Source organism: Bartonella sp. CL70QHWL, from assembly GCF_042194855.1.
Taxonomy (GTDB): Bacteria; Pseudomonadota; Alphaproteobacteria; order Rhizobiales; family Rhizobiaceae; genus Bartonella.
In genome coordinates, this window is sequence record NZ_JBHINJ010000005.1 from 82,336 (window position 1) to 103,640 (window position 21,305).

15 protein-coding genes are annotated in these 21,305 nt (G+C 37.5%); 5 read left to right on the plus strand and 10 right to left on the minus strand.

The window, feature by feature from the left end; translation table 11 throughout:
• The 4 genes from ugpB to ACFIJZ_RS03790 all read right to left on the minus strand — a co-directional run bounded on the left by ugpB (nt 1) and on the right by ACFIJZ_RS03790 (nt 5,867).
• On the minus strand, nt 1–1,335 hold the full coding sequence (gene ugpB / locus ACFIJZ_RS03775) for a sn-glycerol-3-phosphate ABC transporter substrate-binding protein UgpB (protein WP_375631091.1): 1,335 nt from the start codon (nt 1,333–1,335) through the stop codon (nt 1–3).
• Nucleotides 1,336–2,092: 757 nt separating this feature from the next.
• Nucleotides 2,093–2,815: a glycerophosphodiester phosphodiesterase family protein gene (locus ACFIJZ_RS03780; RefSeq protein ID WP_273790616.1), complete on the minus strand. Its 723-nt coding sequence runs from the start codon at nt 2,813–2,815 to the stop codon at nt 2,093–2,095.
• A 76-nt stretch (nt 2,816–2,891) separates the two neighbouring features.
• Entirely contained in the window at nt 2,892–4,448 is a 1,557-nt protein-coding gene (gene guaA / locus ACFIJZ_RS03785) for a glutamine-hydrolyzing GMP synthase (protein WP_375631106.1), read from the minus strand.
• A gap of 132 nt (nt 4,449–4,580) precedes the next feature.
• Entirely contained in the window at nt 4,581–5,867 is a 1,287-nt protein-coding gene (locus tag ACFIJZ_RS03790) for an RsmB/NOP family class I SAM-dependent RNA methyltransferase (RefSeq protein WP_273790617.1), read from the minus strand.
• Between the two features lie 454 nt (nt 5,868–6,321).
• Between ACFIJZ_RS03790 and ACFIJZ_RS03795 the strand changes: the two genes are divergently transcribed.
• Complete coding sequence (locus tag ACFIJZ_RS03795) at nt 6,322–6,468, plus strand: hypothetical protein (RefSeq protein WP_375631092.1); 147 nt, start codon at nt 6,322–6,324, stop codon at nt 6,466–6,468.
• Between the two features lie 179 nt (nt 6,469–6,647).
• Here ACFIJZ_RS03795 and guaB read toward each other — a convergent pair whose 3' ends face one another.
• The 3 genes from guaB to ACFIJZ_RS03810 all read right to left on the minus strand — a co-directional run bounded on the left by guaB (nt 6,648) and on the right by ACFIJZ_RS03810 (nt 11,658).
• The gene (guaB, locus tag ACFIJZ_RS03800) at nt 6,648–8,147 is read right to left on the minus strand and encodes an IMP dehydrogenase (protein ID WP_273790618.1); all 1,500 of its coding nucleotides are present in this window, start codon (nt 8,145–8,147) and stop codon (nt 6,648–6,650) included.
• Nucleotides 8,148–8,297: 150 nt separating this feature from the next.
• A complete protein-coding gene (locus tag ACFIJZ_RS03805) occupies nt 8,298–9,869 on the minus strand; it encodes a phospholipase D family protein (protein ID WP_375631093.1) in 1,572 nt (523 codons plus the stop codon).
• Between the two features lie 403 nt (nt 9,870–10,272).
• Complete coding sequence (locus ACFIJZ_RS03810) at nt 10,273–11,658, minus strand: sigma-54-dependent transcriptional regulator (RefSeq protein WP_375631094.1); 1,386 nt, start codon at nt 11,656–11,658, stop codon at nt 10,273–10,275.
• Between the two features lie 252 nt (nt 11,659–11,910).
• Here ACFIJZ_RS03810 and ACFIJZ_RS03815 point away from each other — a divergent pair, with 252 nt between their 5' ends.
• Nucleotides 11,911–12,270 (plus strand): hypothetical protein, encoded by a 360-nt coding sequence (locus ACFIJZ_RS03815; RefSeq protein WP_375631095.1) that lies wholly within the window; start codon nt 11,911–11,913, stop codon nt 12,268–12,270.
• Nucleotides 12,271–12,544: 274 nt separating this feature from the next.
• Here the strand turns inward: ACFIJZ_RS03815 and ACFIJZ_RS03820 are convergent, their stop codons facing one another.
• Together ACFIJZ_RS03820 and ACFIJZ_RS03825 are read right to left on the minus strand one after the other, a co-directional pair.
• On the minus strand, nt 12,545–13,537 hold the full coding sequence (locus tag ACFIJZ_RS03820) for an SIS domain-containing protein (RefSeq protein WP_273790622.1): 993 nt from the start codon (nt 13,535–13,537) through the stop codon (nt 12,545–12,547).
• Between the two features lie 39 nt (nt 13,538–13,576).
• Nucleotides 13,577–14,467: a UTP--glucose-1-phosphate uridylyltransferase gene (locus ACFIJZ_RS03825; protein WP_375631096.1), complete on the minus strand. Its 891-nt coding sequence runs from the start codon at nt 14,465–14,467 to the stop codon at nt 13,577–13,579.
• A gap of 264 nt (nt 14,468–14,731) precedes the next feature.
• Here ACFIJZ_RS03825 and ACFIJZ_RS03830 point away from each other — a divergent pair, with 264 nt between their 5' ends.
• Together ACFIJZ_RS03830 and ACFIJZ_RS03835 are read left to right on the plus strand one after the other, a co-directional pair.
• Entirely contained in the window at nt 14,732–15,985 is a 1,254-nt protein-coding gene (locus tag ACFIJZ_RS03830) for a lytic murein transglycosylase (protein ID WP_375631097.1), read from the plus strand.
• A 14-nt stretch (nt 15,986–15,999) separates the two neighbouring features.
• Nucleotides 16,000–17,076, plus strand: coding sequence for an SGNH family hydrolase (locus ACFIJZ_RS03835; RefSeq protein ID WP_375631098.1), 1,077 nt, complete (start codon nt 16,000–16,002; stop codon nt 17,074–17,076).
• 162 nt (nt 17,077–17,238) lie between these two features.
• Here ACFIJZ_RS03835 and ACFIJZ_RS03840 read toward each other — a convergent pair whose 3' ends face one another.
• A complete protein-coding gene (locus tag ACFIJZ_RS03840; RefSeq protein ID WP_375631099.1) occupies nt 17,239–19,263 on the minus strand; it encodes a M3 family metallopeptidase in 2,025 nt (674 codons plus the stop codon).
• 552 nt (nt 19,264–19,815) lie between these two features.
• On the opposite strand from ACFIJZ_RS03840, the gene mgtE reads away from it, so the two are divergent.
• Nucleotides 19,816–21,192, plus strand: coding sequence for a magnesium transporter (gene mgtE / locus ACFIJZ_RS03845; RefSeq protein WP_375622953.1), 1,377 nt, complete (start codon nt 19,816–19,818; stop codon nt 21,190–21,192).
• Nucleotides 21,193–21,305 lie beyond the last annotated feature (113 nt).

The following is a 21,305-nucleotide window of genomic DNA, read 5'->3' on the forward strand; positions in this document are numbered from 1 at the left end:
TTAATGATTAGATCTTTCAAATTCACGCAAGAGTTTATTTCCACGTTCAACGGTCTCATCTAAACCATCTTTCGGCGTTTTTGAACCACTAAGAACAGCTTCCAACTCTTGATCAAGAATGGCACGGATTTGTGGTAAATTACCAAATCTTATCCCTTTTGAGTTAACTGTTGGTGGATTAAGATTAATCTGTTTGATAGCTATATCCGCACCTGGCGTTTTTTCATAGAAATGTTGTTTTTTACTCAATTCATAAGTCGTTTTTGTGGTTGGAAGATAACCTGTCTCCTGATGCCATTTTGCTTGATTTTCTGTTTTCGAAAGAAATTTAAGAAAAGCGGCTGCCCCTGCATATTCCTTTGGGGTATGGCCCTTAAACGCCCAAATAGAAGCTCCCCCAATAACTGAATTTTGTGGTGCTCCTTCTGTATCCTTATAGTACGGTAGCATACCAACCCCCACATTAAACTGAGCTTCAGAAACAATTCCAGCATGTGATCCTGAAGATTGCATAAAAATTGCACAATTTTGTGCCATAAACATTGGTGTTGAATCTAATGCACCTGCTGGACCACCATAGCGGAAAATACCTTGATCAGACCACTTTTTCAGGTCAGTCCACATACGCACTTGTAAAGGTCCATTAAATGTAAGTTCTGAATCAAGTCCTTTAAAGCCATTTTCCTTTGTTCCAAACGGAACATTATGCAACGCTGAAAAATTTTCTATACCAATCCATTGAGCGGCATAAGCCATTGTAAAACCACAAGTTGCTGCTTTAGTCTCAAGAATTTTTTTGGAAAAGTTTTCTATATCTTGCCACGTTTTAGGAGGCTGTTCTGGATCAAGCCCTGCTTTTTTAAAGATATCTTTGTTATAATAAAGGATGGGTGTTGAAATATTGAATGGCATAGAAACCATACGCCCCTGTTCATCGGAGTAATAACCACTAATAGCAGGGAAATAATCTGTAGGATCAAATTCTTGTTTTGTATCAGCCATAAGTTGATAAAATGGGTAGATTGCGCCTTTTGCAGCCATCATAGTTCCAGTACCAACGTCATAAATTTGGGCAAGTACTGGCTGTTTCTTTCCACGAAATGCTGCAATAAGTGAAATCAACCCCTCTTCATATTCACCGCGATATGAAGAAACAACTTTATACTCAGATTGACTTGCATTAAAATCGTTAATGAGACTTTCAGTTTGCTTTCCTAATTCACCACTCATAGAATGCCAAAAGCTGATTTTTGTCTGCGCAAAACTTGCTGTTATTCCCGCTGTGGACATTATGATAGCAACCGTGGCCGCTATGGAAAGATAAAAACGACTCATGGTTCACCCTTTCTGAAGTGATGGAATACAAACTACCCCTAAATTTATAGTATTACACATGAACATGCTATGACAGTTTTATTTCAGAAACATATTCTCTCATTTAAACAGGAACCACCAAAAGGTCAAATGAATTTGTTTAAATTTATTCATTTTCTTTTATAAGCATTCTTATGTATTAACGAAGAGACAAATAAAACTTTTCTTAAAATTAAAAATCATTTTGAGCGCTTAATAGTCTCTTTCCCTGTAACAAGATCACGCCCCTCACGCAAAACAAAATGACAATGTATGACCAATTTCCATGCTGTTAAAAAATCTTTCAATACATCTACATTTCGTGATAGCTCCTATAATATAAGCCATAAAGCCTCTCCACTAAAGTATATAAGACTTTTTGTATACCATCACTTTTACACTTCATAAAAGTGCAAAACGACATCATCATGTGAGACCCTAATGCTTCAACAAATCTTGCATTTAAAATACGTTAAATGAATATTTTTATTCTTTTCTCAATCATTTTTTATCCACACACCAACCCTGCTTGTAATGTGCAAACGAATGATTTGAATTGATTCATTGTAAAAAGATTTGAAATAAGAAAATCTTATGTATTAAGGTCTATTATTCACATGAATAAACCATTAATTATCATTATAAATCAATGTATTATTGTTATATATTAGATAATTTTTATTCTTTTATTACGCTAGCTTTATGAAAATATATAGTTCCTTTTGTGTTGATGTGTTTTTTACCTTTGTGCACGCAATTGTAATGCGAGATCAGGTTGATCTGTCGTAATGTAATGTACAGGCATATCAAGCCAATGTGATAACCGAGCTTTTCCATTAATTGTCCATACCCCTACAGTAAAACCAGCCTCAAGAGCTGATTCAATAAAGTTCTGTGAAACAATGGAGCCATCTAAACTTAGATCAGAATAACCTAATTGCTTCCATTCAGAAAAATGACGGTACATATCACCTTCAAAATTATCAACACATGGACCAGATGGTATTCCTGCTTCAATAAAAGGACGAAGGATAAAAGGATCAAAACTAATTGCAGAAACCCGTTCTAATAAATTTCGGCTTTTTATTAGTGCAAGCGCTTTTTGGGATAATATTGTTTCACGCTCCACTTCACCACATGTTTTGATTTCAAGATGCAATGCAACATTCGTTGGTGCTAAAAGATCAAGCACTTCTTCTAATAAGGGAGGTGCTTCTTGGCTTCCTTTCACGCAGAGTTGTTTGCGTGTTTCATTATCAATGTCGTGAATATACCCCTTTTTCCCAACCAATTGGTCTAAACGGAAATCGTGAAAGACAACCACTTCACCGCTTTTCAGCAAATGAACGTCGCATTCAACTTCATCAACACCTAACGCTATAGCATTATTAAATGCTGAAAGGGTATTTTCAGGATAAAGATGAGCTCCTCCACGGTGTGCAACAATTTTTTTCTCAGACATGCAAAATCCCACACTTCTCAATTTTAAACGATATTGACGTACAGATTGTCAGATAAAGGCTTATTCTTCATTTCAATTATTCCCATTCAATAGTACCAGGAGGCTTTGAGGTTACATCATATACAACACGATTAATCCCTCTAACTTCGTTAATAATACGTGCTGCTGTCTTACTTAAAAATGCCATATCATAGGGATAAAAATCAGCGGTCATTCCATCTACAGATGTGACAGCGCGAAGAGCACAAACAAATTCATAAGTGCGATCATCCCCCATAACACCAACAGTTTGGACTGGAAGAAGAACAGCAAAAGCTTGCCAAATTTCATCATAAAGACCGGCCTTACGGATTTCCTCAAGATAAATAGCATCTGCTTCGCGTAAAATTTCTAATTTTTCACGTGTTACAGCACCTGGACACCGAATTGCAAGGCCGGGACCTGGAAAAGGATGGCGACCAATAAACTGCTCCGGTAGCCCTAACTCTCGTCCTAGCGAGCGAACCTCATCCTTAAAGAGCTCACGTAACGGTTCTACAAGTTTCATCTTCATCTGTTCTGGTAGCCCACCCACATTATGATGGCTTTTAATGGTTACCGTTTCACCAATAGCAGACACACTCTCAATAACATCTGGATAAAGTGTTCCTTGTGCTAAAAACTCTGCACCTCCTATTTTTTTCGTTTCTTCTTCAAAAACTTCAATAAAAAGGCGACCAATTGTTTTGCGTTTTTTTTCTGGATCTATCTCACCTTTTAAAGCATTAAGAAACACATCAGCAGCATTAACGTGAATAAGCTCTATATTATAGTGATCACGAAAGAGCGTGAGAACTTCTTCAGCTTCATTCTTGCGCATCAGCCCATGGTCTACCAAAATACATGTCAGTTGATCTCCTATAGCTTCATGAAGGAGTACCGCTACAACAGATGAATCCACTCCCCCTGAAAGACCACAAATCACACGACTTTTCCCAACTTTTTGTCGTATCGTAGCAATTGCCTGCTCACGATAAGAAGCCATTGACCAATTGCCTGTAATAGCAGAGATCTTATGAACAAAATTTTGCAAAAGTTTTGTACCATCCGGTGTATGGATAACTTCAGGATGAAACTGTACCGCATAAAAATGTCTTTTTTCATCCGCAATAGCCGCATAGGGAGCTCCTTTTGAGGTTCCTATGACACGAAAACCTTCTGGTAAAGCTGCCACACGGTCACCATGGCTCATCCATACTTGATAACGAGAACCTTTTTTCCACACTCCATCAAAAAGGGCACTCTCTTCTTGCACTTCCAAAAAAGCACGCCCAAATTCACGCTCATGCCCAACTTCAACCTTTCCTCCAAGCTGAACACACATGACTTGTTCACCATAGCAAATACCCAGAATCGGAATACCCGCCTCAAAAATTTCCATTGGAGCACGCGGAGAGCCCTCATCAATAACGGAATAAGGACTCCCTGATAAAATAATAGCTTTAGGATTTATGCGGCGCACAGCTTCTAAAGCCAATTGAAAAGGAGCAATTTCACAATATACCCCCATTGCTCGTACCCGTCGTGCAATAAGTTGTGTAACTTGTGAACCAAAGTCAATAATAAGAACAGTGTCTGGATGTGATATGCTCATAGAAAACCAATCAACAATTGTAAAAGAAAACTCATGAGAGTTATGATTTAATCTTTCTCTTTTCACAAGCCTGTTTTCTTAAGAAAAAGATTATTCTCGTAAAGTTTATGATAAAAAGTGCAAAAATATGGATCAATGTTTTTTTTGCAACACAGATAAAAAGAACCCATCTGTTTGTGTTGTGGCTGGCGACAAAGTAAGTCCATAATTTGAAAAAACTGGTTGCACAGGAGAAAAACTAAAATGTTTCTGCCAAAGCGCTGGCATATCTATTGGAGAAAAATGAGAATGTTGTTGAAGGAAATGGGAAATTTGTTCCTCATTTTCATCTGTAAAAAGAGAACAGGTAATATAGATTAGGCGCCCATTTGGCTTAAGATAAGCTATCGCTTCATTCAAAATAGCCCTCTGTTCTGTTTGGCGTTGTTTCACCTGTTCTAATGTTAAACGCCATTTCGCATCTGGACGACGACGCCATATTCCTGTCCCACTACATGGTGCATCTAGTAGAACTCTATCCATCTGGCCTATTAATGGCTTCAATTCTTCTTTTTGTGCTCGTGTTTGTACATTACGAACACCAGCGCGTCGAAGACGATCAAAAATAGGAGCTAAGCGCGCTTTATCGGAATCATAAGCATAAATTTGCCCACGATTGTTCATATCGGAAGCTAAAGCTAATGTTTTGCCCCCAGCACCTGCACAATAATCTAATACCTGCATGCTCTCTTGCGCGTCCACAAGGTGAGCAACAATTTGAGATCCTAAATCCTGTATTTCAAAGTGTCCTTTTTGAAAAGCTTGTTCCACTTGAACATTGGGATGACGATTAAACTTTTCAATCGGTGCAATTCTTAAAGCTTGCCCAAACCATGGAAAAGATTTAAGTTTGGTTTTTGCTAATTCTTTCAGCACCTTTTCTGGTGTTGCCTTTAGGTTATTTACCCGTAGATCTAAAGAAGGACGCGTTGCTAACGCAGCCGCTTCAGTGATCCAATTATCACCAAATAAAGGACGCAGATGCGCTTGACACCATTGTGGAATATCACCACGAATATAGTCTGGAGCATCCACTAATTGCTGACCTTGCCACGATTTACGCTGCTTAGCCCCTAATAACTGTGGTGCAAACCGATCTTCTGCCAACTCACCGTCAATTTGCTCCAGCGTCATTTTTCCATAATCTAATAAGGCACCAAAAACGATATCTCGGATATCATCACTCTCCATACGCCATTGTAAAGAATAACGTCGTCTTAAAACATCATAAACGATTGTACCAATAGCTGCGCGATCACCTGCTCCAGCAAAGCGATGAGAAAGCCCCCAATCCTTTAAAGCTGCTCCTACTGGGCGATGCTTCATTTCTATCTCTTTGAGAACATCTATTGCTGCTTGCAAACGCCCACCTAATCGCATTCATTTCTCCCATTAAAATAATAAAATTTTAAATCATCTAAAAAAATAATATTATCGTCTTCTTGCCAATGGAACCTTCTCAAAGCCATAAAAAATTTACATTCAATATTAAAATGATCTGATCATACTTTTTTATAAAATCCAATTTAGAGTATCTAGATTTTTCCTTTCATCTTCTGCCCATTCGCTTTTTATCCTTCTACCTCTTATCCTAAAAGATACGTAGCCATCCATAAAGAACTTATTTCCGCCATGCATTACGAAAAAATCAAATATCTCCCATCTTTGTACGGCTATCCTGCTGAAAAAATAGAAAAAGTCTTCTCATAAAATTAAACAATTTCATCTTACGTTCAACAAAAAATTAACTTTTTAGAAAATGCTTGGAACCACTATTTGGCATGACCGTTTTTACTCTAATGGCAACTGCCAGACAATTTAAAAGGAGAAAATAATGACTTATAATAATGGAAAAACAACTTCGTCTAAAAGCCGTCATAATACAATGCCCTCAAACAACGGAAAGAAATCCATCCAAAGTGATCAGACAAACACTCGCCAACGTGCGTCAAAGACTGGACGGAAGACAACAAAAAGTTAATTCTAATTTTATATAACTTATTTCATATAGTCTTAACAGAAAGAATTAGAGTTTTGACCTCTAATTCTTTCCTTTTTGGGATTATTACACCAAATTACAAACAGAAAAAAGCGCAGTCTCTCTTTCTTATTCTCGGAAGATTTTATATTTATGCAATATGACATTAGGATCTTGTATCTTTAAACTGGCCCACGATAATTTGGACTCTCTCGTGTGATAGAAACATCATGCGTATGACTTTCATGGAGTCCCGCATTCGTAATACGTACAAACGTTGCTTTTTCACGAAACTCTACAAGATCTTTTGCTCCAACATACCCCATCGAAGCACGAAGTCCACCAGCAAGCTGATGTAGAACTGATGCTATAGGACCTTTATAAGCCACCTGCCCCTCTACACCCTCAGGAACCAACTTAAGTTCATCACGAACATCATCTTGAAAATAGCGATCTGCCGATCCTCGTGCCATAGCACCAACAGATCCCATGCCGCGATAAGCTTTAAAGGATCGTCCTTGATATAGATAAACTTCACCAGGGCTTTCTTCTGTACCCGCTAAAAGAGAGCCAATCATAGCAGCACAAGCCCCACCTGCTAAGGCTTTAGCAAAATCACCCGAAGCTTTTATCCCCCCATCAGCAATAACGGGAATACCGACCTTATCAGCAATTTCTGCCGCACTCATAATGGCTGCAAGCTGAGGAACACCAACACCTGCAACAATTCGCGTTGTGCAAATAGAACCAGGACCAATACCAACTTTTATAGCATCCGCACCACTGTCAATCAAAGCCTGTGTTGCTTGCGGAGTTGCGACATTACCAGCAATAATGGCTGGAGAAAACGTCATTTTTTTAATACGCTCAACTGTGTCTAATACACGCTGAGAATGTCCATGTGCAGTATCAATCACTAGAATATCAACACCTGCATCAATTAATCGTTCAGCCCGCTCAAACCCATCGTCCCCTACACTACTTGCAGCTGCAACACGCAAGCGACCTTGCGAATCTTTGGCAGCGTTTGGATTTAATTTTGCTTTTTCAATATCCTTAACTGTTATCAGTCCGACACAACGATTCTGTTCATCCACAACTAATAATTTTTCAATACGATGATGGTGTAAAAGATACTTTGCTTCATTGAGTTGAACATTTTCACGCACTGTGATTAAATTTTCATGCGTCATTAATTCATAAATTTTTTGTTTGGGATCCGATGCAAAACGCACATCCCTATTTGTCAAAATGCCAACAAGCCGTCCAGCAGTTTCACCTTTAGCACCATTTTCAACAACCGGAATACCGGAAATACCATGAGAGCGCATCAAAGATTTTGCTTCTTCAAGTGTTGCATCTGGTCCAATGGTGACTGGATTAACAACCATACCAGATTCAAACTTTTTTACTTGGCGGACCTCTTCTGCCTGCTCTGCAGGAGACATATTACGATGAATAACCCCAAGACCACCAGCTTGAGCCATCGCAATAGCCAAACGCGATTCTGTTACCGTATCCATTGCCGCAGAAAGCAATGGCAAATTGAGCTTAATATCCGCTGCAATGCGCGTACTGAGATCCACTTGACTAGGCATAACAAGAGAATGACCGGGTTGTAAAAGTACATCATCAAAAGTCAGTGCCAATGCACCTGTCCCCGTTTCAACAATCTTTGCCATAGCAAAATTCCTTTTATAATAAAACACCGCAAGGAGCTTTAAAATACAACTGCGGTTCTCATACATGGTAGATTGGCAAAAAATTATGCCATGCTACAAACAAAATGAAAAGAAAAATAAAATATTTTTTTAAGTGTGGTTTATAAAAATTTACAATTGTGATTCAATAGGTAACCAACTTATTATTTTTGCAAATGCGCGACGCCAAAAATTGCTTTCTGGATCATAGTCAATGCTATATTTTTTTTCATTTTCAATAAAATCCCAATAAATACGATTATTATCACCAAGACGCAGATGATAGCTCATTTCCCCTGTGGTTTCTTCAGAAAACAACAAATCTAATCTTGCTGTAATGGGAGCACATTCAAAAAGAATGCCCATTTCTGTATTTAATGATGCTGATCTTGGATCAAAATTTAAAGATCCAATAAAAGCTGTTTTACGATCAATTAAAAAAGCTTTGGCATGTAAACTTGCCTTACTCGATCGAAACAATCGTAACCCATGAGTATTGCCTTCCGCTTTTAATTCATAAAGATTAACACCACTTTTCAACAATGCCTTACGATACGGTACATAACCACCATGCACTAATGCTACATCAGTAGCTGCTAAAGAATTTGTCAGAATTTTGACATCAACACCCTTTGAAACCAAATTACTAAAATTCTGCGTGCCAACCTTACCAGGAACAAAATAAGGTGACGTAATCTGAACCGTTTTTTGGGCATTTCCAATAACCTTTGAAAGTGCCTTCATAAGCCAATTGCTTGCTTTTTTACGCAATGCTTTTTCTGGAGGGTCAGAAAGAACAACAACTTTGTCTGCTAAAAATAACCGCTTTCCTGTTTGGATAAAACAATTAAAGTTAATGTGCTCTTTGACATAATCTAAATAAACTTTTGCAACCTTGGAATCACGAAACTTTCGTAATTTATCTTTCCAATAGCTAAGATCACTTGCGCTTTTAGGAACAACCAAAGTATGAATTGGCAAAACAACAGCACTATTCCAAAAATCATCAAAGATACTTTCTACCTTTTTAACAGAGGGACCGATTAACATCAAATCTAAATCTCGAAAATGGGATTCTTTACCAGCATCAAAATAAGAATCTGCAAGATTACGTCCTCCTACAAAAGCGACCCTGCCATCAACAATAAAAGCTTTATTATGCATTCTACGTGTTACGGTAATTGCCCGTAATATAATTTCTAAACCACGGCGTAAACCACCTTTACGAGATCGCCCTGGATTAAACATTCTCACCTCAATATGAGGATGTTTATCTAGCGCAATATAAGCTGGATCACGTGCCTGAGCATTAATATCATCCAAAAGAAGCCGTACCCGAACACCCCGATCTGCTGCCTCAACTATTTCACTTAATAATAGGCGCCCCGTTAAATCATCGTCCCAAATATAATACATCAGATCAAGGCTACGCCCAGCCTCTGCAGCTCCTATTGCACGAACACAAAACGCATCCAAATTGCTGATAATGAGGGAAAGGGCATCTTTATCAATCCCCAATCCATTTTCTTCCTCAGCTAATTGACTGACGATACGATCAAGCTTAGTTTCATCTTTCTGAATAGGTAACGCATAAGAACACTGCCCCCTAGCATTTTTCACAAAACGCCCATAGGTGTAGATTGCCAACATAGATGCAATAAAAAAAAAGAGGACAAAACCAATAACAATCTGTAAAAGAGTCAAAGAGGATAAACTTTCTATTTTAAACTATCACATCATCCGTAATGCAAACGATAACACTAATCACTTTATCTTAATCGTATAGCAGATAAAATGCCACTTCTTGCTTAAGAGAGTATAAATTTAATATTGATGATACAAAAATTTTAGCGGTAGTATTTAAAAGTTTTTAAAAATGCTTCTCTGTTTTAATAAATGTAAACTTAACTAAAATTGTATAAATTGAAACAAACGATTAAAATAATCACATAAAATTTATATTTGATTTAAATCTACAAAATCATCCTCTATAGATAAATTTTACAATAAATAATTGTTTTCTTAAGCTTCCCCCACGAACTTTATCAAAATCCACTCTATTTTTTTGAAACTCATGCTTGTCATGAAGAGAAATTTGTTATGAATTTTACTTTCGTTCTTGATTTCTTATTGCTCTCAATTCTTCCATTTTTCTATAAAGTGTAGAGCGACCAATATGAAGGCGGCGCGCAATCTCACTCATATGTCCTTTATAATGTTTAATCGCTTTCTCTATAATATCATGTTCCATCTCTGCAAAAGTACGCACATGCCCATCAGTATTCAAAAATTTTATCGATTCTTGTTCATTATCTTCTTGTATATTACCCTCAATGATATTGGGAACATTCATTAATGAATTTCCCATTAATTGCGGAAAATCTCGAACAGTTAATAACGGTCCTTCACTGAGTAAAATCGCACGAAATAAAAAGGTTTCAAGCTCATTTCTATTGCCAGGCCAATCATACTGCATAAGCAAGGAAAGAGCAGAGCCTGCTAAACCATGGACATGTGATCGCCCTGTTTCTGTGATAATGCGATCAATCAAACGTTGTGTAATCTCTGGAAAATCATCCCTTAATTCTCGTAAAGCAGGGACGCTAATAGACAAGTGAGAAAATTGTTCAAACAAACTATGCAAAAAAAAGTTCTCATTAACCAAGTCCTTTAAACGCGATGTTGAAATAGCAATGATCCGAAAAGGGAAAAATCCTCCTTTTGTATCCCTTTCCCTCTCTTTAAGGTAATGAGCAAACCGTTTTTGCTGTATGGGCTCAAGTCGATCAATATCACAAAGGCAAAGTGTCCCTTTTTCAAGAGAAGAAACCAATGGTAGGAATTCTTTAAACCACTGCTGATTTTCTTCTTCTGGATCAACGATGGCTGAACATTGAAAGCGAACAAAAACACCCTCCGAAAATAATCCCTCATGATGAATAATCCGAGCTAATGTCTCACGTCCTGTTCCAGCTTCCCCCTCTATCAAAAGATTCTGTAAAGAAGTTGCTGCTTGTCTCGATTGTTCTAACACTATCTGCATAGCTCTACTTTTTACGCAAAGATCAGAAAACCGTAAATGATTCTCTTTTTTTCGCCGAATATCTCGAACCTCATGCTCCAAGGCAGAAATAAGAGCAAGAATATCCAAAGTAACTCTTACGCGTAATAATGTTACTGGATGGATCCAATAATCAATAGCTCCAGCTGTTAAAGCTTTCTGGAGTAAATGCTGATTCTCTTGTTGTGCTATAACGACAATAGGAACAGAAACACCAGCAACTCTAATCATTTTAATCAAATCGCTCACACTCAAATCACTCATAACGACATCAAGGAGTGCAAGCACAATGTTTTTACGCCTGTGTAAAAGATCAATCGTACGGAGACCATTTTCTGCTTCAATGACACGATAACCAAAACCTCTCAGCATAGCAGAAAGTTCTATACGTCTTCCATAATCTTCACTCGCAACAAGAATGGGACCAACCATAATGTCAATAATCTCCTTTGAGACTACTCAGCAGCTTAATATCAAAATTGTTGTAAACCATAAGAAATATTTCACCTCTTGTGTTTCACTTACAAACTTCATCAAGCTATCAATTAAATACAACATTAAGGCATTTTTTTCCATTTTTTTGCTTTTTCATTGATTTTCATTAAATTTTTCATATTGACTCATGGGGTAATTTAATAATGTTATAGAAACTCGAGAGAAAATAATCTAAATAGAGTGCAATAAATGAAACATACCTTTCATATTTTATGTCTTACAATCACCGCCTTGCTGTTAAGTGCCTGTAAATTTTCGCAATATTATAATTCAAATATGCCAACTGGAATTGATGGAAAATGGGTTGATGAGAATGGTATTATTTCTTCTTTCCACAATGGTGTTTTTGAAACGCGTGCAGCAGATACAGAAGAAAAACTATCAGAAGGGGCATATAATTATCTCAATGCCCAAAATATAGAAATTGAAATACGCTCTATTCTCCGTGGAACAATTTCTAGAGTCAATTGTACAATGTCATATGACGCCACACAACTTCTCTGCACCTCACATACAGGAGCACAGTTTTTCCTTAAGCGGAAATCTTAACAAAGTACAAGGGAAACCTCTCTTAAGAACAGAGGGAGCACACACATTAAGCAGGAGGCGATCCGTTCTCCTCCTGATAGAAAATCCTCTCTAAAATACGCAAAGAGGCTGGTATAATCTTTACCCTGAGAATTTTCTAAACATTATGAAATGCGTAAAATAATCATTTTCTTCCACAAAATATCAGTAAAGCCACCTACAATAAAATTGTAACTTTGTATCCTGCAATCTATTTCAACCTAAAATAACATTTTATTTGATAAGGAAGCTTAATCTAAGCAGCGCCAATGCGCAAAAGATCATGAAAATGGACAATTCCTATCGGTTTTTTATCTTCAACCACGAAAAATGCACCAATCTGATGATCATTAATAAAAGCTGTTGCTGCACCAACAAGTGTATTTGGCTTTACAACTTTAGGAGCTTTGGTCATCACCTCGTCAACATTAAATTTTGATAAATTAAAATGAATGTTACGTGCAAGGTCGCCATCAGTTACAATTCCGATTAGTTCACCTTCTTGATTCACAACACCAACACAACCAAAATGTTTTTCCACCAAAACATTCATCGCTTCAGTCATAGATGTTCCCTGCATTACCAAAGGAATATTATCACCCTCATGCATAATATCACACACGTATTTAAGGCTTGCACCAAGAGAACCACCAGGATGATATATTTTGAAATCCGTTGCGGTAAAACCACGCATTTCTAAAAGAGAAACCGCTAATGCATCTCCCATTGCCAATTGCATAATTGTTGAAGTTGTAGGGGCTAAACCATGGGGGCAAGCCTCTTCTATCTTTGGTAATAATAGCACAATATCAGCTTGTCGTCCTAACACAGAGTGCTTACTTGATGTCATCGCAATAAGGGGAATACGAAAACGCGCCGCATAACTCATAATACCACTTAACTCTTGAGTTTCACCAGACCATGATAAAGCAAGAATAACATCATCAGATCCAATCATACCAAGATCACCATGATTGGCTTCTGCAGCGTGAACAAAAAAGGCAGGTGTTCCAGTTGAGGCTAAGGTTGCTGCAATTTTTGTCCCTATATGACCACTTTTTCCAAGACCAGTAATGACCACATGTCCACGAGCATTTCTAATAGTTTGAACAGCCGCTTCAAAAGAAGAAGAAAGACTTTCCAGAAGAGCTTTTTCAAGGGCTTCAAGCCCCTGCTTTTCACTGGCAAGTGTTTTAAGCGCTGATACAACAGCACCCTGCAAAGCCATATGAGGAGACGGTATTATCATAATCAAATTCGATCAATAAAATTAAGTGAGAGATCTATATTATTTTTCAACATTAATGGTTTCCAGTAAATTTTTCAATGAGGCAGAAACGTGGCTGTGCATATCAGCGCGTGCCAAAGAAAATGCAACGTTGGCTTCAATAAAACCAGCTTTAGAACCGCAATCAAAAGTGCGCCCTTTTACTTGCAAACCCCAAAAATCTTGCTCATTTGAAAGCCGTATCATAGCATCTGTTAATTGAATTTCATTTCCTGTTCCCCGTTCTTGAGTAGAAAGAATATTAAAAATTTCTGGCTGCAAAATATAACGTCCATTGATGTACAAATTTGATGGTGCCGTTCCTTGTACTGGTTTCTCTACCATTTTTGTGATTTCAAAACCATTTGCAATCTGTTTGCCTTTCCCAACAATACCATATTTATGTGTTTCTCTAGGATCGCATTCCTGAACTGCTATAATATTTCCCCCACCCACCTTTTCATAAAGGCTCATCATTTCAGAAAGACAGCCCTTTTTCGCCTGTATCAACATATCGGGTAATAATAAAGCAAAAGGTTCCCCTGCAACTAATTCACGCGCACACCAAAGAGCATGCCCTAATCCCAAAGGTTGCTGTTGCCGAGTGAAAGAAGTTGACCCTGGTAATGGCTGTAAACGGTATAAGTGTGCGAGATCTTCTTTCTTTCCACATTCAGCAAGTGTCGTGTATAATTCAACTTGCGCATCAAAATAATCCTCAATGACTGCTTTGTTACGTCCAGTCACAAAAATAAAATGCTCAATACCAGCTTCCCTCGCCTCATCCACAACATATTGAATAACAGGTTTATCAACAACTGTTAGCATTTCTTTAGGAATCGTTTTTGTCGCAGGAAGGAAACGCGTCCCAAGACCTGCTACTGGGAATACTGCTTTCCGGATTTTACGCACACTCACCCTCCTCAATGAATTCATATAACTTTTTTGTTTTATTTATCATATGTTTTTACGAAATGGTAAAAAAGATATCTTATTGTTTTGATTATCATTATAATGGATAATAAAAATGTAAAAAGAGTCTGAGAATTTATTGAAAGGATTAAAACGTATTATTTATTCAGTTTTTTCCTCTTCTTGATCATATTATCGATTAAACTAAATACAAAATAAAGTTATTGCACATCTAATGAATTGAATATTAATGGGGATTTCAAAATGCAAAAAACAGAATTGAAGACTCTCTTTTTAGAGAAGTCAATAACTTGGAGAACTCTTTTCACTGTCTCTGCCGTTATTTTTTCTGCTTTTTTTATGTTTTTTATATCCCTTTCATATGCTGATAGCGGATTTAAACACTGGATTAAAGAATTTAAAAAAATAGCTATTGCTCACAATATTAGCCCCTCTACGTTTCATATGGCGTTTAAAGGTGTTAATGCCATTGATCCAGAAGTTCTAAAAAGCGCCGCATACCAACCGGAATTTGTTGCTCCTTCATGGAACTATTTCGATAATCGTGTCCATGATATTGCAATTGAGGAAGGACGGCGCCAAACTCAAAAATGGAACAAATGGCTTCTTCAAATTGAAAAACGTTTTGGTGTTGATCGCAATATTCTGCTTGCTATTTGGTCAATGGAAAGCAACTATGGGAAGGTTTTAGCCAATAAAAGTGTAATGCGTGATACCATTCGCTCTCTTGCAACTTTAGCCTATGCTGATAAAAAACGTGCAAAATATGCATATACACAGCTGATTGCTGCTATGAAAATTCTACAAAGTGGCGAAATTAAACGCTCTCAACTCACTGGATCTTGGGCCGGTGCATTGGGGCATACACAATTTATTCCAAGCAGTTATCTCGCCTATGCAGTTGATATGGACCAAGATGGACGGCGTGATATCTGGAACTCTGTTCCAGATGCTCTGGCTACTGCTGCTAACCTTCTCCACAAAAATGGCTGGCAACCTAATCTTATTTGGGGAGTAGAGGTAAAAGTGCCGCAGGGGAAAAACCTTCCTGAAGGCTGGTATTCCTTTGAACAATGGAAAAAATTAGGTGTAAAACACGCAAATGGGCACCCTCTTCCTACATCAGCTGAACAAGCAATATTAAAATATCCAGATGGAGCAAAAGGACCTATATTTTTAGTCACAAAAAATTTCTTTGTTCTGAAACATTATAATAATGCAGATCGTTATGCGTTTGCTGTTGGCCTTCTTGCTGATCGCATTGCTGGACATCCTGGATTGGTAAATGATTGGCAAAGACCTTTTCAACCTCTTACTTTCCAGGAATGTAAAGAACTACAATCTCGCTTAAGTGCACTGGGCTATTATAAAGGGAATGTTGATGGAAAAATCGGAACAGCTTCTCGCAAAGCAATTAAAGCTTTTCAACTGCGTCACGGTCTAAAAGCAAATGGATATCCATCATCTCAAGTGCTTTTTCTCCTTCGCAAACAATAAGGGAGACTAAATTTTTGTCTTCTTTTCGCCTGATATACTTGACATTATTGCTGTTTTCACTTTCTATTGTGGGGATCTTACAGCCATCCCCAAGTAAAGCAACGAACTTCTTCAAATGGTTGTCACAACAAAACAAACAGACACAGCAGCCACCGCAAATTATAGAACAAAAAATAGACAAGCCGCAAAAAAAGATCGTAACACAAAAAAACATACAAAAGCTAAAAAATGAGAATGCAAAGCGCATTCTTGTCATAGGGGATTTTGCAGCTTCTGCTGTTGCCGATGCACTTAAGAAGTCTTTTATAAATAATAGCGATATCGTTATCATGAACAACACAATACCAGCTTCCGGCTTAGTTCGAACGGATTATTATTCTTGGCAAGGCAATATTTCTAAACTCATTGATCAAAATAATCCCGATGTTATTATCATGATGATCGGTGCAAATGATAATCAACCCATCACAGACTCTCATAACATGATTAACACAGATCAGTCAGAATGGATGCGCATCTACAAACAAAGAATTATCGAAATTGCTGAAAGTCTTCATGCCTCTGGAAAACCATGGATATGGATAGGTCAACCTTCTTTTGAAAATGATCTTTTGACACAAAAAATAAAAATTTTTAATGCGCTCTATAAACAAGAAACAGAAACAGCAGGAGGGTATTTTCTCGATATCTGGAGCGGCTTTAGTGATGAAGAAGGAAATTTTTCTTTTTCAGGCTATGATATTAATGGGAAAATAACCAAATTACGCACCAATAATGGCATGCATTTCACCCCTGAAGGAAAGAAAAAACTTGCCTCTTATTTAGAAAAGCCATTGAAAAATATTTTAAATTTTTATGCCTTTTCTCATGGAAATCCTTACTCAACCGATCAAGCTATTCAAAAACTTATACAAGAATCAGAGAATCAAGAGCGGAGTAAAATTATGCGTCAGCTTCCAATGAGCCTCGATGATATGGCACAACAAAACACTCACCTTTTAGGCAAAAGAAAGTCAAGTTTTATAAAAAAATCATGGTTTCCACCAAATGGGCATCAAAAAGATCGAGCTGATGATTTTTCTTTCCCATAATGTCTATTTAAAATACAAAATCTGTTTTCCTCTATAAACAAAAAGCGAATAAGATAAAAAACTCTGTTTACAGAGCTATAATGAAGAGGAAATTTGCATAACTCGCAACTGCACCTTTCGAATAATATGAAAACGGCATGGTGTTAACCATACCGTTATATCTTATAGTCCACGTTTGTTAATCATTGCCTCTGGTAAAGGCATCCGTCCCCGAAAAGCTTTATAAAGCTCCTCTGGATCACGACTTCCTCCAGCGGAGTAAATACAACGCTTTAAAAGATCAGCGAGCTCTGAATTAAAAACATTTCCCGTTTCTTCAAAAGCCTGAAAAGCATCTGCATCAAGAACTTCCGACCACATATAAGAATAGTAACCAGATGCATAACCATCCCCTGCAAACACATGCATAAAATGTGGGGGACGATGACGCATAATAATTGTGTCAGGCATTTGCAGCTTTTCTAATTCTTGGCGTTCAAACACTGTTGGATCAGTGACTGTTTCGCCTTGATGAAAAGCCATATCCACTAAAGCTGATGAGATAAATTCAACGGCAGAAAATCCTGCATTAAATGTCTGTGCTACTAAAACTTTATCTATCAACTCTTGTGGCATAGGATGGCCTGTTTTTGTATGTATAGCATAAGATTTTAATATCTCTGGCACGGTTAACCAATGTTCGTAAAGTTGAGAAGGTAGCTCAACAAAATCACGTGCAACAGATGTTCCCGACACAGATGGCCATGTGACATCAGAAAGCAAACCATGCAATGCATGTCCAAATTCGTGGAAAAGCGTACGTGCATCATCAAGTGATAAAAGAGCAACTTCTCCTTTGGGCGGTTTAGCAAAATTACAAACATTGTAGATAATAGGCTTTTGTCCGCCATCCAATTTATGTTGTGATTGCAAACTACTCATCCACGCACCGGAGCGTTTTGAAGAACGCGCAAAATAATCACCAATAAAATGCCCAAGTAGACTTCCATCAGACTTTTTTACTTCCCACAAACGTGCATCAGGATGCCAAAGTGTAACAGCGTTTTTTTCTTCAAATGTAATGCCAAAGAGTTTTTCTGCTACCCTAAAAGCCGCTTTAATCATACGATCAAGCTGAAAATAATATTTAATCTCCGCGCTATCGAAAGAAAGTTTTTCAGTACGAAGTTTTTCAGCATAATAACGCCAATCCCAAGCAGCTAAAGATTCATTGCAGCCCTGATTGTTGGCAAAATTTTGTAAGTCAATTTGCTCAGTAGAAGCTTTCGCTCTTGCGCGCTCCCATACAGGCATAAGCAAATCCATAACGGAATCAACACTTTTAGCCATAGTATTATCGAGCTTCAAATCTGCGAAAGATTTATATCCCAATAATTTAGCCTGCTCATCTCGAAGCGCAACAATCTCTACAATAATTGTTTTATTATCATTCTTGTTATTATTTTCACCACGTTTAGCCCAAGCTTGGAATGCAACCTCACGCAAATCACGACGATCAGAGAATTTTAAAAAAGGTTCAACAATCGAACGTGCTAGTGTTAATGCATACGCTTCTTCATTGCCTCTTTCACACGCAATTTCCTTCATTGAAGCAATGAGATCTTGCGGTAAACCAGATAAGTCTGTTTGTTTTAAAAATAGAATCCATTCAGCTTCATCATTTAAGACATTTTGTCCAAAAGTAGCATTTAAAAAAGCAAGTCTTTCATTAATTTCCAAAAGCCGTTTCTTAGCTTTTTCATCGAGTTTTGCCCCATGACAAACAAACTTTTTCCACCATAATTCAAGAACACGTGTTGTTTCACTCTCAAATGTGCCCAGCTGCGACTGTTTATAAAGCATATCTATTTTCGCAAATATCCGCGCATCCATCATCATTTTTGAAGAATAACGAGAAAGTTTTACAACGAACTCTTGCTCTAGCTGTTGAATTAATACATTCGTATGAGCACTGGTGCGTAAGAAAAATATTGAACAGACACGATCAAGCGCTTTGCCGCAAAGCTCAAAAGGCTGTAAAAAATTCTCAAGCGTTGGTGGTTCTTGCACCATCGCAATCGCCTCTAGTTCTTCTTCGGCTTCTTGAAGAGCCTGTTCAAAAGCGGGTTTAAAATCTTCATCACTTATAGAAGAAAAATCAGGAAGACATGAAAATCCCTTCCACTCCAGCACTGCTTCTTTTGCCATAATACTTTATGTCTCCATTATAAATTTAAACTGTAACAATTATCTTTACGACACAAATTGATAACATACTAAAACTATCTCGTGAGTTTCAAAACTACCTTTCAAAACGCTATTGAATAAAAAACCTGAAAATCGCAAAGTTCTTTCATTTTAAACCATATTATATTGAAGCAATAAAGATTATTCGCTCACACATCACAATAGAATTGCATATTAACAAAAACACTTGGAGAAAGGCATAATCTCCACTCTTTACAAAATATTGCTGTAGATTCTTTTGAAAATCACAAAACTGCATTAAAGAAATGATGGTAAAAATCAGAACTGATTTTTACATTTACGCTTTTATATTATCCTCAAATTAAGCTGTATTCTCGTTTTAGTGATTCAGAAACTTGTTTATAACTTATAATTCACCCTTGACTTTACTTCAAATATTAACAATTGGGAATATAGCTGGGGAGTTTTTTTTAAATCTTCCATAAACTTTTGTTTTTATCTCATCTATTATCTAGATTTATAACTCTCCAACTCTTCAGGAGGTACTTTATCATGACTGAAATCAAAACGGCCTTCGACTTCAAAAATTTTTCTCCTGAAGCTCTTGCTGAAAAGTTAAAGAACCAGCATTTTGCAGACTCTATTGATATCATAAATGACCTCGATATCATGGAACGTGTAACTATTCTTAGTCTTCTGCCTCTTGATTATGTTATCGAACTTTTTGATAAACCAGAGCTTGAGCAACCTGCTGCCATCCTAGAACTTCTCCCTATAAATCGTGCTGTTGAAATTCTTGATGGCATGTCTGCCGATGCTGCTGCAGACGTCTTTCAAGAAATGGATAAAGAAACCCGCACACGACTTTATGCCTTGCTTAACCCCTTAACGCGCGCTGAACTTAAAAAACTCACCAGTTATCCTGACCATACAGCAGGGGCACTGATGACAACAGAATTTATAGCCGTTCCTTCAAACTGGACCATACAAAAAACTTTGGATCACATCCGTGAGGTCGAGCGAACACGTGAAACAGTTTATACCAGCTATGTAATTGACCCTAAAACAGGTACTCTTCTCAAAGCTGTTTCCCTGCGTAACCTTATTCTTGCCTCACCTGATGAACTAATTCTTAATGTCCCTACCCATGACTCGCCCATTACAATATCGCCCTTCACACATCATGAAGATATCGCACGCCTTTTCCAGCGCCATGATCTTCTCTCTGTGCCTGTAGTTGATGAAAGTAACCATGTCATTGGCATTGTAACCGTTGATGACGTGCTTGATACTATGGTCGATGAGATGAATGAAGATGCCTATAAATTTGGGGGTATGGAAGCGCTTAATAAGCCCTATATGCAAATTAAGTTTCCTGAAATGATGAAAAAACGTGGCGGATGGCTCGCTTTACTCTTTATCGGTGAAATGCTGACAGCAAGCGCTATGCAACATTTCGAAACAGAACTCGAAAAAGCGATTATTCTTACACTGTTCATACCTCTCATTATGAGCTCAGGAGGAAATTCCGGCTCACAAGCTACATCCCTTATTATCCGTGCATTGGCTTTACGTGAACTCACGTTGAAAGACTGGTGGAAAGTGATCATTCGTGAAATTCCAACAGGACTATCCCTTGGTCTCTTACTAGGAATTATTGGTGTTACGCGCATTGCTCTTTGGCAAAAACTGGGTATCTACGACTATGGACAACATTGGATTGCTATTTCGACAACAGTGGGTACAGCTTTAGTTGGAATCGTTACCTTTGGTTCTCTTTCTGGATCTATGTTGCCTTTTATTCTTAAAGGTTTAAAATTTGATCCAGCAAGTGCTTCTGCTCCTTTTGTGGCAACTTTAGTAGATGTCATGGGCATTATAATCTATTTTTCTGTAGCTTCCCTCATTTTGTCAGGAACTCTTCTTTAAACATGTAAAGTAAAAACTCTTACTTATGGAAAGATCTTGTCATGTAACCTAAGATTCTTTCCATAAGAAAATAAGCTTTATTATTTATTTTCTAGCGCACCGCTCCATAGATA

Bases quoted from the DNA above. Each gene is read 5' to 3' on its own strand.
- ugpB (WP_375631091.1), bottom strand. From the start codon at position 1,335: ATGAGTCGTTTTTATCTTTCCATAGCGGCCACGGTTGCTATCATAATG.
- ACFIJZ_RS03780 (WP_273790616.1), bottom strand. From the start codon at position 2,815: ATGTCTGAGAAAAAAATTGTTGCACACCGTGGAGGAGCTCATCTTTAT.
- guaA (WP_375631106.1), bottom strand. From the start codon at position 4,448: ATGAGCATATCACATCCAGACACTGTTCTTATTATTGACTTTGGTTCA.
- ACFIJZ_RS03790 (WP_273790617.1), bottom strand. From the start codon at position 5,867: ATGCGATTAGGTGGGCGTTTGCAAGCAGCAATAGATGTTCTCAAAGAG.
- ACFIJZ_RS03795 (WP_375631092.1), top strand. From the start codon at position 6,322: ATGACTTATAATAATGGAAAAACAACTTCGTCTAAAAGCCGTCATAAT.
- guaB (WP_273790618.1), bottom strand. From the start codon at position 8,147: ATGGCAAAGATTGTTGAAACGGGGACAGGTGCATTGGCACTGACTTTT.
- ACFIJZ_RS03810 (WP_375631094.1), bottom strand. From the start codon at position 11,658: ATGGTTGGTCCCATTCTTGTTGCGAGTGAAGATTATGGAAGACGTATA.
- ACFIJZ_RS03815 (WP_375631095.1), top strand. From the start codon at position 11,911: ATGAAACATACCTTTCATATTTTATGTCTTACAATCACCGCCTTGCTG.
- ACFIJZ_RS03820 (WP_273790622.1), bottom strand. From the start codon at position 13,537: ATGATAATACCGTCTCCTCATATGGCTTTGCAGGGTGCTGTTGTATCA.
- ACFIJZ_RS03830 (WP_375631097.1), top strand. From the start codon at position 14,732: ATGCAAAAAACAGAATTGAAGACTCTCTTTTTAGAGAAGTCAATAACT.
- ACFIJZ_RS03840 (WP_375631099.1), bottom strand. From the start codon at position 19,263: ATGGCAAAAGAAGCAGTGCTGGAGTGGAAGGGATTTTCATGTCTTCCT.
- mgtE (WP_375622953.1), top strand. From the start codon at position 19,816: ATGACTGAAATCAAAACGGCCTTCGACTTCAAAAATTTTTCTCCTGAA.